The organism is Hirschia litorea (assembly GCF_042665075.1).
Lineage (GTDB): Bacteria > Pseudomonadota > Alphaproteobacteria > Caulobacterales > Hyphomonadaceae > Hirschia > Hirschia litorea.
In genome coordinates, this window is sequence record NZ_JBHTBR010000002.1 from 1,377,398 (window position 1) to 1,390,580 (window position 13,183).

13 protein-coding genes are annotated in these 13,183 nt (G+C 46.3%); 3 read left to right on the plus strand and 10 right to left on the minus strand.

Annotation, left to right across the window (positions count from 1 at the left end; all coding sequences use genetic code 11):
* Position 1: 1 nt before the first annotated feature.
* The 6 genes from ACFQS8_RS06475 to ACFQS8_RS06500 all read right to left on the minus strand — a co-directional run bounded on the left by ACFQS8_RS06475 (position 2) and on the right by ACFQS8_RS06500 (position 6,441).
* Positions 2-2,215: an AAA family ATPase gene (locus ACFQS8_RS06475; RefSeq protein ID WP_382166447.1), complete on the minus strand. Its 2,214-nt coding sequence runs from the start codon at positions 2,213-2,215 to the stop codon at positions 2-4.
* Between the two features lie 26 nt (positions 2,216-2,241).
* Positions 2,242-2,898, minus strand: coding sequence for a CpaD family pilus assembly protein (locus ACFQS8_RS06480; RefSeq protein ID WP_382166448.1), 657 nt, complete (start codon positions 2,896-2,898; stop codon positions 2,242-2,244).
* Positions 2,899-2,912: 14 nt separating this feature from the next.
* On the minus strand, positions 2,913-4,505 hold the full coding sequence (locus ACFQS8_RS06485; RefSeq protein WP_382166449.1) for a type II and III secretion system protein family protein: 1,593 nt from the start codon (positions 4,503-4,505) through the stop codon (positions 2,913-2,915).
* A 14-nt stretch (positions 4,506-4,519) separates the two neighbouring features.
* On the minus strand, positions 4,520-5,500 hold the full coding sequence (cpaB, locus tag ACFQS8_RS06490; protein ID WP_382166450.1) for a Flp pilus assembly protein CpaB: 981 nt from the start codon (positions 5,498-5,500) through the stop codon (positions 4,520-4,522).
* 71 nt (positions 5,501-5,571) lie between these two features.
* On the minus strand, positions 5,572-6,081 hold the full coding sequence (locus tag ACFQS8_RS06495; RefSeq protein ID WP_382166451.1) for an A24 family peptidase: 510 nt from the start codon (positions 6,079-6,081) through the stop codon (positions 5,572-5,574).
* A 180-nt stretch (positions 6,082-6,261) separates the two neighbouring features.
* Complete coding sequence (locus ACFQS8_RS06500) at positions 6,262-6,441, minus strand: Flp family type IVb pilin (RefSeq protein ID WP_382166452.1); 180 nt, start codon at positions 6,439-6,441, stop codon at positions 6,262-6,264.
* A 421-nt stretch (positions 6,442-6,862) separates the two neighbouring features.
* Here ACFQS8_RS06500 and ACFQS8_RS06505 point away from each other — a divergent pair, with 421 nt between their 5' ends.
* The 3 genes from ACFQS8_RS06505 to ACFQS8_RS06515 all read left to right on the plus strand — a co-directional run bounded on the left by ACFQS8_RS06505 (position 6,863) and on the right by ACFQS8_RS06515 (position 8,527).
* Positions 6,863-7,261 (plus strand): pilus assembly protein N-terminal domain-containing protein, encoded by a 399-nt coding sequence (locus ACFQS8_RS06505; RefSeq protein ID WP_382166453.1) that lies wholly within the window; start codon positions 6,863-6,865, stop codon positions 7,259-7,261.
* 130 nt (positions 7,262-7,391) lie between these two features.
* Complete coding sequence (locus tag ACFQS8_RS06510; protein WP_382166454.1) at positions 7,392-7,964, plus strand: TadE/TadG family type IV pilus assembly protein; 573 nt, start codon at positions 7,392-7,394, stop codon at positions 7,962-7,964.
* Positions 7,964-8,527: a TadE/TadG family type IV pilus assembly protein gene (locus tag ACFQS8_RS06515; protein ID WP_382166455.1), complete on the plus strand. Its 564-nt coding sequence runs from the start codon at positions 7,964-7,966 to the stop codon at positions 8,525-8,527. The genes ACFQS8_RS06510 and ACFQS8_RS06515 overlap by 1 nt, the downstream gene beginning before the upstream one ends.
* On the opposite strand, the gene ACFQS8_RS06520 is transcribed toward ACFQS8_RS06515, so the two are convergent.
* The 4 genes from ACFQS8_RS06520 to ACFQS8_RS06535 form a co-directional block, all read right to left on the minus strand.
* A complete protein-coding gene (locus ACFQS8_RS06520; RefSeq protein ID WP_382166456.1) occupies positions 8,524-9,348 on the minus strand; it encodes an aminotransferase class IV in 825 nt (274 codons plus the stop codon). The two genes, ACFQS8_RS06515 and ACFQS8_RS06520, sit on opposite strands and share 4 nt — an antisense overlap.
* A complete protein-coding gene (locus ACFQS8_RS06525; protein WP_382166457.1) occupies positions 9,341-10,762 on the minus strand; it encodes an anthranilate synthase component I family protein in 1,422 nt (473 codons plus the stop codon). The genes ACFQS8_RS06520 and ACFQS8_RS06525 overlap by 8 nt, the downstream gene beginning before the upstream one ends.
* A gap of 35 nt (positions 10,763-10,797) precedes the next feature.
* Entirely contained in the window at positions 10,798-11,568 is a 771-nt protein-coding gene (locus ACFQS8_RS06530) for a tyrosine-protein phosphatase (protein ID WP_382166458.1), read from the minus strand.
* A 120-nt stretch (positions 11,569-11,688) separates the two neighbouring features.
* Entirely contained in the window at positions 11,689-13,023 is a 1,335-nt protein-coding gene (locus ACFQS8_RS06535) for a cytochrome P450 (RefSeq protein ID WP_382166459.1), read from the minus strand.
* Positions 13,024-13,183 lie beyond the last annotated feature (160 nt).

Here is a 13,183-nt window from a genome sequence, read left to right on the forward strand (position 1 = left end):
CCTAACGCTTGAACAATTTGTTCAATAGTGAACTACGCTCAGTTTTGATTTCACGCCCTGACAATAAAGACGCTAGATAATCAATGCCTTGAGAACATTTTGAATCTTCAGCAATATCAGCAATCATCTGACCGTTATTAGCAGCAGTACCGAACAATTGAGGATCAAAAGGAAGCACAAGATCTGGCTCCAAATCTATCGCCTGAGCAAAATCCTTCACAGGGATTTCAGGCCGTTTGGGAACACCAACTTGGTTGATAACAAGTCGCGGCTTACTATCATTAGGGCGCGCTGCTTTTAGGAAGTCGACCAAATTCTTACCATTGCGTAGGGAAGCAAGATCTGGCTGCGCAACAACAACAATTTCATCTGCTGAAACAACTGTACCCTTAAACCAATCGGTCCAAATGTGCGGCAAGTCCAACACGACATAAGGAACACTTGAGCGGACTTTATCGAGAACTGTTGAGTAAGTCTCTTCATCCATATCATATGTGCGATCTAGGCTTGCTGGTGCCGTAAACAAGGAAAGATTATCAGTTGCCTGCGTAATCAAACGGCTCATCACAGCTTCATCGAAGCGCTCTGGCGCAAGCAAAGCATCAGCTATCGTTTGATTAGATTCATTGTTGAAATCCAACCCAGTCGTTCCAAAGTTCAGATCCAGATCAACAAGCGTTGTTCCCAATTGCAAACGCTCCGCAAGCGTCCATGCCAAATTGTGCGCAATAGTAGATGATCCAACACCACCTTTAACACCTGTTACAGCAAGTGTTTTACCTACAAATGGCTGTTCAGGGTCGGCAAACTGGCTAGAGATGGCTCGGATTAATTGTACAGTTTCAAGCGGCGGCACAATATATTCAGATACACCACGACGCATAAGCTCGCGATATAACCGAATATCATTTGCTGCCCCGATAACGACAACTTTGACGCCCTCATCACATAATTGAGCAAGCTCGTCCAACTCCGCGAGCAGACGTCCTGAGGCTGATACAGACTCCACAATAATCATGTGTGGCATTTCATTTTCTTGATAGAAATTGATTGCCGCTGGCACACCACCATCTTGAATATTAGCTGTGACATTGATCATTCGACGGTCTTGCATCGACTTGTTCAACATCTGCTGACACAATTGTGTCTGGCAAAAAGCATGAATATTAATACGCGGAATGACGCGATCGCCACCCTCAATAGGAGACATGCCGAAATCAGCTTCATCGTCATCATGTAGCTCGACACTCGCAGTGGCGGCGACATATTCTTCTGGATCAGCAATTGGCAGAAGAGGCGCTTTTGCCTCCGCCTTACGGCTAACCGGCGCAGCAGGCTCTGCTTGATGTGTCGTCAACTCTGCATCATCCGCAAAATCGTCCAGATCAAAATCTAGCTCGTCTTCTACTGGCTCATACTCAGGCTTGAATTGACGTTCCGCTTTCTTGTGCGGGCTTTCAAACAATTCACTACGCGACGGCTTTAGCGCTTTTTCTTCAACATGCTCTTCGTCCATTGCGCTCGCAGCAAAGCGATCAGAAAAGTCACCATTGTCTACAGGCGGTTCAAACTCTTTGGACAATGCATTTGCGAGGATATCATCAACATTATCCGCTCCTCCAACATACTCGCCGGAAGGTGTATTTGAAGCCCACTCTTCATCTTCGTCAGCTTCACTTAATGGCGCTGTGTACTCATCTTCCTGTACTGTTGCATCATTGGTCTGCACAAGGTCAGCTTCTGTCAGGTCTAAATCATCAAAAATTGATGTGAACTCATCGTCTTCATCGTCTAATTCTTCAGATGTGCTCAATTCAACAGGTGCTTGCTCTTCTTGAACGTGTTGACCAAGATCAGGCTCCTTGCCCATAAGCGCATCCGCAAGATCAATCTCACCATCCACGTTCAAAGGGTCTTCAGTGAAGGTTGCATCTTCATCAAAGTCAGCCGCCTGACTTGCGCTTCCACCAATAACACTTTGTAGCTCAGCCAGTAGATCTGCTGAAATCTCAACACCGCTATCGTTTTGCTCACCTGCAGCTTCTGAAGCATCACCTCCAAAGCCATTTTCAGCTGCATCAAAAGACGCAGTTTCGGAGGCACTCGTTTCGGTTTCTAATTCACCGATTGGCTCATCAATGTCCAAATCCAACCCTAATTCTTCAATTAGAGATTCATAGGTTTCATCATCGAGCGTGTCATTGGGACCTGTCATGTGAGCCCTCCTAAAATTCAAGTCTATTATTGCGTGCTGCCGCCATCGGCTTCTTGCGAAGAGGCAGTACTTTCACCAAGGCGATATTTTTCATAAACAGTAAGTTGGCGAGATGAATCCCCAGGACCAATTTCCCGCTGACCAAGCAAATCACCTGGTTTAGCTATCATCATCGCGATATTTTCATTCACGGCACACCCAAAACTAGGCAATGCAGTATTTGAACTTAAATCTGTCCAATCATGCTCGTTCACAGTTGAGCATCCAGGCACATGTGCTTCATATGTTTTAAATGCCATAACCAATGGAGCTGCCGCTTCATTAGCTGCTGGCCTATAGCCACCCACGGTAATTTTATCTGGTAAGACACCGCTTTGAGACAAAATGGACTTTATCGACGCGATAATGCGTGGTGCCTGTTGAGACCCTTCCGGTGCACTCAGCACGATAGGTCCATACCCATCTTTACCAAATTTCAGAGCAAAATCCTCGACGCGACGACGATCTTCTTGTTTCAAATAGCCTTGAGCAAGATTTGAGAGCTCTAGATAGTGTGTCTCTTCTTTAACTTCGATTTCGCGATGCTTTGCATTCGAAACCTGAAGCGTTTCTGCACTTTGACTACAGCTCGTCACTGCCAGTATAGAAGCGCCAAGAAGCGCGAATGTTTTCCAGTTGCTCATGTTCGCCCCTTGCATCAATCAAAGATGAACCCGGCACCGCTTGTGCCTGATTCCGGTTCCACTTCAGCGCCTGCCACTGCATACACTTGGTTCATTTTCCCGAAGAAAATAGCTTTTGCATCACGCGTGTTGACCAAACCATCATCAGGAGCGCGCAATTTCTTAGGGTCCGTTGGGTCCACAAGATATGGCGTCACGATAACGACCAATTCAGTCTCTTCGTTTTGAAATTCACGAGAACGGAAAAGCGAACCTAGGATCGGAATGTTTCCAACACCGGGCACTTTATCCATCGCTTGGCGTGTCTGCTCTTGAATAAGCCCAGCAATGACAAGTGAGCCACCAGATGGCATCTCAACTGTCGTATCTGCGCGGCGCACCTTCAATGCAGGGATAACTACCGCTGGTGAAGTAACTGTGGTTCCATTGGAGTTCACATAGACTTCACCACCAATTTGATATCCACCTTGAGAGGTCATTTCCGATACCTCAGTGGAAATACGCATTGAAATACGGCTTTCAGACAACACAACCGGTGTAAAACCTAAGCCCACACCGAAAGGTTTAAATTCAAGTACAACCTGACCATCACTATCGACCTCTGACGGGACGGGAAACTCACCACCCGCGAGGAATTTAGCGCTTTCACCAGATAGTGCCGTCAAATTTGGTTCGGCCAATGTTCGCACCAAACCAATTCGCTCAAGCATATCAACAGAGAAGCCGGCAGAGCTTTGAAGCTTATCACCAACATAATTGTTGTAACTTGGTGAAAGGTTTAGTCCGCCTAATGCTGAACCAGAAATTCCTAGTGCATTTGAAGTACCAAATTTTACAGATTGATCCCAAGGTGCAGCTGGCGCAAAGACTTCCAACGCCTCACCTGCTGCATCCAGAAGCAATTCTCCAGTAGCTGCATCATAAGCTGTTTGCGCTGTTTTATTTGCGAGTTCACCAACACTTAGCGTACCGGACAAATTCACACCCAATTGCTTAATCACAGAGCGCTGCATCTCAACGATACGCACTTTAAGCAGAACCTGATCTTTTCCCTCAATTGAGATCATATTGATCACAGGGCTCTCTTCGACAACAAATTGTTGCGCTAATTGGATGGCCATGTCTGCATCGGAAAGGCTCGGTGCTTTCCCTGCCAACACGATGGCACCATTCACAAACTCAGCTTTAATTGCAGAGCGAGGGACATATTGTTCGATAAGTGCCTGCAACTCGCTGACGCCTTGTCCTGCAACAATCACGTCTAGTGCGAGAATTTCTTCACCGCGAGCATTCATAAAGATAATACTGCTTTCGCCCTTACCCTTAGCAAGCACAGCAATGCGACGCTTAGAGCGCGCGAGCACATCGGCAATTTCTGGGTTTGCAACCAGAATATCATCGACATCTTCTTCAAATTCCAAAACGGCTGTTTTATTTTGAGCGATATTGATCGAACGCGAGGTCGCACTTTGGCCTGGCTCGGTCACTTTAACTTTGATCGTCTGACTTTCGCCACCCGTAGGCCTAGATTGCCCAAACGCCGCACCACTACTCATTAAAGCAGCAACACAGGCAGATACCATAATTTTTTTAAACATCGTTTTCATTGTCACAGCCCTTTCTAGGCCCCATCGCCAGCATACGAGGGGGCAGGCGCGTTCTGCCTACCATTATATGATTGGTTGAATTCTTGTCCGGCCGGTCTTGCATTTCCCGGCCCCACATTACTTTGCACCACACCAGCAGGTGCGCTCATTGGCGCAGCACTTACACCGCGTTGGAATACGCGCACACCGTCTGATCCACCACCGCGACGCGCAGCTAATGCCAACCCATTTGCAGTCGCCCCTGAAGGCCCACTCAGCTCACTTACTGACCGCAAAACAAGTGATAAATCACCACGTTCTTGTGCTGCCATCAGCACCATCGCATCTTGTTTGCTCAATTCCAGCGTTGCACGGTGACCAACTACAGCTTCACCTGCATCACCGCCCACTGGCAAATAATATCCATCAATCGCCAGAACACGCACATTGTTCAAAATTGTATCAATTGCAGTTTCTTCCACCACACCTTCTGGCTTGGTGACTTCAACTTCAAAAGTTAGGAAGACATCCACATGATCGTTTGGAAAGATAAAACCACCCGCAGCTGTTTCAGCTGTAATTTCCACGCTCACAGCTCGCATACCCGGCGTTAAAACAGCAGACATAAAGCCCGCCTCACCTGGGTGAACAACTTTCTCTGACGTCAATGGCTCACCAGCCATCATATTCGTACGAATAACAGCACCCTGCATCGCCTCAAGCGCGTCAGGGTTTACCTCATCTGTAAAGAAAGAAACTGTATTTGCTTCTTCTGGCCAAGGCTCCCAGCTCAATTGGCCTTCACGAACAAACGTCCCTACTTTCAAATCTGCCGCAGCAACAAGAACTTTCGTCACCGGTATTTCTTCTTGCGTCTCCCCAAGCCCTGTCAGAGCACTTGTTTGAATAGGCATAACAGCAGGTGCTGTTGAGCCCTGCATTCCATTCACAAGAAACGCCGCTGCTATTGCAGCACCTGCCGCAACAAGTAGAATTATTAGACGCATGACTGGCATTTACTTCTCCTAAAGTCCTCTGGACCTTGCATTTGTTGCGTTACAATTTCACGCATGTCCTAAACTTATCGTTAATTCGCGACAGAAATCGCATTCAGAGCATTTATCAAAATCAATGATTTCGGCGCTGCCCAGAAACCTCCCGCCGCTATCGCAACGCCATAGGGCACTTTTTTGACATCAAATATTTTAGCGAGACGCTCATTTTTCGGCTCGATTTTCAACCGGCGCACGATAATCAAAGGAATAGCGACAATACCGCCCGCAATCGCAAAGGCCGCTAAAAACGTCATTCCACCAGATACGCCCATCCAAAGCGATGTCGCAGCAACAAGTTTAGCATCCCCACCACCCCATGCTTTTAAGTAAAACAGGACAACACCCGCAATAAACGCGATGAAACCGACAAGCAGATGCCATCCAAATTGATGTAAAGTTAAATGTGCAAAGTAAGCTGCGGGAAGAAATGCCAGCGCAATGACAATAGAAACCCAATTTGGGATGATACGCTCAAGCACATCATAGATTGCTCCATATACGAGCAAACCCGCAAACACACCCGCTAATATGATAATAATCATACGCCCCTCTCACTCCCCTAAAGCCACAAAGGCTAGAATATGAGCAAAGGCTTAAACACTGATGGTGAATTTAAAGTTACTTGCGTGCCCGCCTGAGACTACATGTTTAAAATTATCAAATTGAACAAAAAAAGCCGCCGGAATAAACCGACGGCTTTCAATTTTAATACTCGACTAAGCTTATGACTTAGGAGCAGCAACCATTTTACCAGAAACTTCGTTAAATGTTGCGTTAGCGTTATTTCCAACAGTTGATACACCAGTGATGATTGCAACAGAAATAAGAGCAGCGATTAGGCCGTACTCGATTGCAGTTGCACCAGACTCGTCGTTAAAGAATTTTTTCATAAGGTTTTTCATTTGTATTCTCCGCATTTCATTTGCATGGCTATTTAAAATTCCCACCCCTTATTTTGTAGTCTTCTCGGCGGTGGATGAGTTATGTATAGAATAGATTGATGAAATCGAAGTTTAAACAAGTAAAAACTTGTCTGGTAAACAGGTAATTACTTGTTTACCATGAAAATACCCCCCCTTATTGTAACCTTTGGTTTACCCTAATCTACGGCAGGTAAATTTTATTCTCCGCGCGCGTATACGTGCGTACGCGTGCGGGTACTAATTAGCTTTTGCACCCTCCCTCCCCTAAGCCATGACATTGTCTGGCAGAAACAAAATACCCCGCAGACTGCTGGAGAACACGTTTCTTAGTCTTTGATTCAAGTTTTACGATTAATTTTAGGTCAAATCGCGAACCGGTGCGATAATCAGGAGTTCTTACATGGCTTTTAATTTTTTAAAATTTGCCGCAGCAGCCACACTTATTGGTGCAGCTAGTCTTTCAGCCCAGGCTGAAACGTCCAACACAGAACAAAAAATTGATGTCTTCATTGATCAGACGCAATTACTGCACCTTGGCAAACCTATGGGCAGCATTATTATTGGTAACCCAGATGTTGCAACAGTGGCCGTTCACGACAACCACACACTCTTGCTAACTGGCCTAAGCTTTGGTGCCACTAATCTTATCGTTCTAGATTCCATTGGGCGCACAATCCACACAAGCCAACTACTTGTATCGGAAAGAAGCGACGTTGGTTCACTCACGATTGCACGCGGACAAGACACCAACACTTATGCGTGCCACGATAAATGTCGCCCCGTAAAATCTGGAATGTAGGCTCCATAAACGTCGTCGCAAATCATAGTTGCGATAAATAATATGCAAATTCTACAACCTGAAAAAGGAATTGCTTCATAGTTTTTTGGTATACCATCAAACAGATTTGCAATTCCAGGGTGTCATACCAATGACCAAAACGCCAACATGCGTGCTTAAAACACCGCGATGGAAACGTCGCCTCAACGCCTTTGCTCATTCCTTTCGGAAAAACAAAGACGGTGCCGTTATGGTTGAATTTGCACTCATAGCAGCTCCTTTTTTCATTCTGGTATTCGGCCTCATCGAAATAGCGATGATTTTCCTTATGACGACAACACTTGATTATGGTGTGTCTCAAGCCTCTCGCCAAATTCGTACAGGACAAATTCAGGAACGCGCCGGTCTAGAGAGTGATTTTAGAGCTCTTGTATGTGGAAATCTATTCGATCTCCTCGCATGTGATTCACGCCTTCATATAGATGTTAGAAGGTATGACGATTTCGTTGCATCAGATGCCAACGACGAACTGCCGCTCAAAAAAGATGGTTCACTAGACAACAATTTTCAATACAACCCTGGCGGCCCAAGTGAAATCGTTCTTGTTCAAGTTTACTATGAATGGAACCTAATCACACCCATAATGTCTTCCGGACTAAAAAACATGAGTGGTAACAAACGCTTATTACACTCCACTGCTGTTTTCAGAAATGAGCCTTTCTGATGAAAAAACACCTATTTCAACGCTTTTGGAAAAATAAAGATGGTGTCGCGGCGCTAGAGTTTGCGCTGATACTACCTCTTATTGCTATATTATATTTTGGAACAATTGAAGTTTCATTCTTAGTTGAATCTGACCGCCGCGTTACTGCAACCGCGAGCACAATTGCAGACCTTGTCGCACGCACAAACGAAGTCAATTACTGCGAAATTGAAGATGTATTCTATGCATCCAGCCGCATCATTCGTCCTTCAGATTCAAAGCTTGTGAAATTGCGTGTCTCTAGCGTTGTTGAAGATCCAAACAATGGCAACGCAGTCGTCGAATGGAGCCAAGCTCGCGGTGGCCAAACACCCTATAACAAAGGCAAAAAACTTACGGTAGATGCTGGTATCATGCCTACATCTGGGTCAGTCATACTTGCAGAAGTCGAATACAAATACGACACCCCGTTCCAGTATATCATTCCATCAACATCTACACTGCAACAGAGCTTTTATTTGCGTCCACGTCAGTCAGAAAAAGTTATTTGGGTTGGATCAACATCTGATCCGGGCAATTGCTAAGCACGTAGAACAAACTGCTCATAGGCGGGTGAAGAGTTCGGCATCTGGCGTCCGTCAATGGATATAACAGGACGCACCCCCCAAAGACTATTCAAACCACACACAACACCCTCGGGCTGCTCAATCTCTGAACATCTAACAGAGCGCTCCTCTATTTGCAGCCCCTGATCTTTCATCCGTTTAAATACCTGTTGGCGCATAAATCCAGCGCGCACACCATCTTCGATTGGCGGTGTTATCAGGCCATTTTCCTTAAACACAACAATATTACCCATTGCCAACCCCGCAACATTGCCTTGCATATTCAGCATCAACGCCTCATTGCCACCCGCCTTTTGCGCATGTCTCAGCGCCGCAAGATGATCTCCATAACATCCCGCTTTGATACGCGTTAGAGGAGATGTTTCATTTCTGCGGATAGGGCTAGTGATGAGTTTTAATGGCGCATAGGGTCGCCCCGCTTCTATCTTACTCATCTGTATGACAAGCATAGGCTCCCCGAGCACAACAGCCCCCCGCCCTTGCCCGCGACTAAATGTTATTCGCACACTCGCTTCTATAGCGCCACTTTTGTTTAGCGCCGCTTCAGCCTCTTCTAGCGCTGCATAAATATCTGCATCATCAGGACCGCCCTGCATTTCAAGAACTGCCATTGATTTGCGAAGCAATTTGATATGCGCTGCCTTCCCCTCAATAACACCTTCGCCAAATCGCAAAGTCTCAAAACAGGTATCGCCCAGCAAAAAACCGCGATCTTGTGGCGAAATATGCGCGTTACCCGCATCCATCCATTCGCCATTCATCCAAATACGGTCAATCATCTTTGCCCTCCTCGCCGACGCGATCCCACATCAAAGCATTTACAAGCGCTTGGCCCTTATCAATCGTTTCCTGATATTCATTGGCAGGAATAGAATCCGCAACAATACCGCCTCCCACACGAAACTCACCTTTCCAGCCTTCAGGCGTATCTTGAAAGGCAGTCGAGCGGATAAGAATAGATGAATCCATACAGCCATCGGGCGTAATCCAGACCAGCGATCCACAATAAGGGCCACGCGCTGCATCTTCCAATTCAGCAATAATCTGCATGGCGCGTATTTTCGGCGCGCCAGTGATAGACCCTCCGGGAAAGGCTGCACGCAACAAATCGATCGGCCCTTTGCCCTTTTGCAGTCGCGCAGTCACCGTCGATACAAGATGATGCACATTGGCAAAACTCTCCAGCGCGTTCAATTTAGGAACCTTTACTGATCCCGCCACACTCACACGCGCCAAATCATTGCGCATTAAATCGACAATCATCAGATTTTCAGCGCGATCTTTTTCAGATGCCAATAATTGCGTTGCCAGCTCAACATCTTCTTCCGGTGTCTTCCCGCGCGGACGCGTGCCTTTAATTGGCTTGGTGGAAACATAAAGCTCGCCATCAATATCAAGACGCGTTTTCAAAAAGCGCTCAGGCGAATTGGATGCGAGCACCAAACCATCCAACCGAAAATAGGATGAGAAGGGAGCAGCGCTCCTGTCATTCAATCTCTTTATCAGATGAAAGGGATGCGCGCCGGTCTCCAAGTTGAAATCGAAGGCTTGCGATATATTTGCCTGAAAACAATCTCCGGCAAAAACATATTCCACCGTCCGAGCAATCTTCTGCTCATATCCCTGCACACTCTCTCGCGGCACAGGCATCCCAGCACACAAACTCCCTTGCCACAGGCCAATACTAGACGAGGACCGTAGGGCTTCCAAAAGGTCACCCGCACCAACACTTGCCGTTGCCTCCGCCCCTATGCAGCCGCCTTGCGATGCCTTCCAATTCCAATGGTATAGATAGGCTTTTTTCTCTTCATGATCAAAAGCAAGCACTTGATTATAAAGACCAAACGCTAAGTCCGGCCATGCGGAACGCTCTGGTCCTTCTTTCAATTTTGGTAAAATGCTCTTACCAAATTCATAGCTTAAAAGCCCAGCCCATCCTCCACAAAAAGGCGGTGCTCCGGCAGGTCTTTCAAATTGCAATTGCCCTAAATTATTCTCAATACTCGCAAGAGGGTCGCACTGCTCTCGTCCTGAAAAAACTAGCGTTTCCAAAGGATAAGCGCATATATAGCTCCACCTTTTTCCTTTGCCATGCATAAGCATCGCAAACGGAATATCCCGCAAAGGCTCAAACACCTCCACCGGATCACCATAAGGATATTCAATACAAATATACGCGCTAGAAGAATTCAAATATGTCACCACAAAAGGAAACTAACCAAACCACTCTATTCGAGCAATTTAGACTTTAATGCCTCTATTAGCGTATCATCGACTGCCAGTATATCTTTTGTATAATTGGCCAACGAACCGTGCTTTTCTTGAATAGCATGCATCGCACTTTGTAAGTATTCACCTTTTACACCTAGAAACGGATATAACGTCTCATCATCCAATTTTAATCGAAGCCGTTTTTCCCATTTCGCGCGCACATGCGGCAAGCGCTGATCCAAATCAATTGTGTCATTCGTCAGCATATAATCTTCTAAAATCACATCTTCAGGCACACCCAAGAGCGACAAAGTTAGTGCGCACCCAATCCCCGTACGATCCTTACCCGCAGCACAGTTAATCAAACCTGCCCCTTGCGTTTCAGCCAATCGCCGAAACCATCGTGTATACAGGCAGACATGTGCTTCCACCCATGGAGCCACCGCATAATACGCTGTCATAAAATTATGCGCATCTTGGCCCGTCAGATTTCCTTTATCGAGAAACTCTAAATGCGATGCCTTGTACGCGCCTAAATCATTGAAAGTATGAACTTCATGCGGCCCCCAGATATTGGGTTCAGATACACGCTCAGACTGGCGACGCAAATCAACTTGAAAATCAATGCCCAATCCATTGAGTATGGCAAAATCATCTTCATGTGCTTCATGCAAAGCTGCCGTACGAAAGAGCTTGCCAGTCTTCACACGACGCCCGTCCGCCGTGTCATACCCACCAAAGTCACGAAAATTGGTTACGCCTTTAAATGGCTTAATACGATCCTGCATTATCTTCTCTCCCGCCCTGCACATGTGCAACACATGGTTAGAGTGGGAAAGAAATCACGTAAAGCAATGATTGCACCCTAATAGCCTATATCCCGCAGGGAGCGACTTATCTAAGCGGTATCAGAGCGGATGCAAAATAACATTCAAACTCTTATATCCGCGCACAAAGGAGTTTGGCATACGCTCAGGCTCTTCAAGCACTTCAATAAAGTTGAAGCGATTAAGTATCTCTTCCCATAGAATACGCATCTGCATTTCAGCCAAACGATTACCCACACAGCGGTGGATCCCAAACCCGAATGAAAGGTGGCGACGCACATTCGGACGTCCAATCCAAAAATCATTTGGACGCTCAATCGCGCGCTCATCACGATTACCAGAGACATACCACATCAACACTTTATCGCCTTTGCGGATAGTCTTGCCGTGCATCTCCACATCTTCAACAGCGGTACGACGCATATATGCAAGCGATGTCTGCCAGCGTATCGCTTCTGCCGCCATATTCGGTACGAGGCTGCGATCTGCTTTTACTTTCTCAAATTCTTTAGGGTATTTATTCCAAGCATACACCGAGCCTGTCATTGTGTTACGCGTTGAATCATTACCACCCACAATCAGCAGAATAAGATTGCCCAGCAATTCTTGAGGCGTCATATTTTTCGTTGCCGCATTATGCGCTAAGGCAGAGAGTAAGTCATGGCCTGGCTCATCGCGATTCCCGCGCTCTTGCCAAAGCGTCATGAATTTCATCAAACACTCGGTAAGTTCAGCTTGCCATTGCGCTTCACCGCCTGGGCAGATCTCTTTGTTATACTTACCCGTAGCGACATCAGACCAACGCGATAATTTGCGACGCTCTTCTTGTGGAAAATCAAACAAGGTCGCCAGCATCATCGTCGTCAATTCAACAGATACTTTATCCACCCAATCAAACGGCTCATGAATTGGTAAACTATCAAGCGTTTCAATTGTGCGCTTGCGTATGAGGTGTTCGAAATTTTTCAGGCTCTCAGAATCCAGTACAGGCTGCACAGCTTTGCGATATTTCGTGTGCTCTGGACGGTCCATCGCGATAAACATGGGCAGCTTAAAGCCCTCATTCAAATCAACGACTGTGATCCCACCATATTTAGAGTCTGAAGAAAAACGCTCATGGTCTTTATCAACCGCCACAATATCGTCAAAGCGGGTAATTGACCAAAATGGGCCCTCAGGAGAATCTTCTGTGTAATGGATTGGAGAATTATCACGCAACCATTGAAAATACTCGAAGCATTTCTGACTGCGCCACAACTCTGGGTGCAGCAAATTGACCTTATTCATATCAACTTGGTCAGGTCCAGCTACAACACCGCGCGTATTGAAACGGCCACGCTCCACAGCTGACATAATGTCTTCATTGCCGCGTGCCGCACCAATTTCAGGCCCAATTATACTAGAACTATCAGGCATTTACATGCTCCTATTATAACTTATTCGCACGCAATAATCGGCAGGCTAGATTAAGCATTGCATCTTATTATCTCCGCAGACACGTTTTGTCAGTCAACGCTTGCGTGCAATTTTTACCAATATGCCCAAACGTCACAGCACGCAAAAATATAAACACATC